The sequence below is a fragment of the Streptomyces millisiae genome (genome assembly GCF_031845425.1).
Taxonomy (GTDB): Bacteria; Actinomycetota; Actinomycetes; order Streptomycetales; family Streptomycetaceae; genus Streptomyces; species Streptomyces millisiae.
Window position 1 is genome coordinate 1 of record NZ_JAVREM010000164.1, and the last position, 806, is coordinate 806.

Genomic DNA, 806 nt, shown 5'->3' on the forward strand with positions numbered 1-806 from the left:
GTACGGAACCGCCACAGGACGGGCGCGACGGCGCGCGCGGTGGACGGGGCGGACGTCACCTGGCGCCGGGTCACGGCTCGCGGCGCGCGCTGTCCGGGGACGGCCGGGGCGTACCCCTTGCGGACCTTCTCCCCCACCTTCTTCGCGGCTGCGGCCTGTGCCTTGGCGAGCGTGGGGAACGTCGAGGTCTGGGTCTGCCCGGCGGCGCCGATCCGCCCGTACCGCACGGTGACCACCAGGTCGTCGACGGTCACCTCGTAGAACTTGTGCGCTCCGGCGCCTTCCTGTGACAGCTCCAGATACGTCGTCGACACGGTGGACGCGGCAGGCATGGCAGACCCCTCCCCAGGGCGGACCCGCGGCCGTTCCGGCGGGTCTCACTGCTCACACCGTAGGAGGTGCCACTGACAACGCGTCGCCGCCCTCCCCGTACGGGAACGGCGGCGGCGGTCATGAGGGTGTGCGGGCTCCTTCCCCGGCGGGCTACCAGTAGTGGCGCCTGCCGCCCACCGCGCGGCCCGTCGCCCCCAGGGCCCAGAGCACCAGGCCGATGGCCACGAGAATGATGCCGATGGTCCAGAGGACGGAAATTCCGGCCACCAGGCCGATCACCAGCAGAATGACACCGAGGACAATCATGGAGCCCTCCAAACAATGCCGACTACCTTCGAGTATGCGCCTCATAAAGGTTTTCCGTCGGCATAAAGGTTTCCGTCGGTCGGCTCCGCGTGGGCCCGGGGGATGCGGGTAGAAGGCAGCGCAAGCCATATCCGAGGGAAAGCAAGGTGGTAGCGCATGTCCTCCTC

2 protein-coding genes are annotated in these 806 nt (G+C 69.1%); both read right to left on the reverse strand.

Annotated features, from left to right (window positions below):
• Positions 1 to 332 (reverse strand): WGR domain-containing protein (locus RNC47_RS35995; protein ID WP_311605053.1); only part of this gene is annotated, 332 nt, incomplete at its 3' end.
• A gap of 151 nt (positions 333 to 483) precedes the next feature.
• A complete protein-coding gene (locus RNC47_RS36000) occupies positions 484 to 639 on the reverse strand; it encodes a DUF6131 family protein (RefSeq protein WP_086018696.1) in 156 nt (51 codons plus the stop codon).
• Positions 640 to 806 lie beyond the last annotated feature (167 nt).

Coding starts and splice junctions, on each gene's coding strand:
- RNC47_RS36000 (WP_086018696.1), bottom strand. CDS start 639: ATGATTGTCCTCGGTGTCATTCTGCTGGTGATCGGCCTGGTGGCCGGA.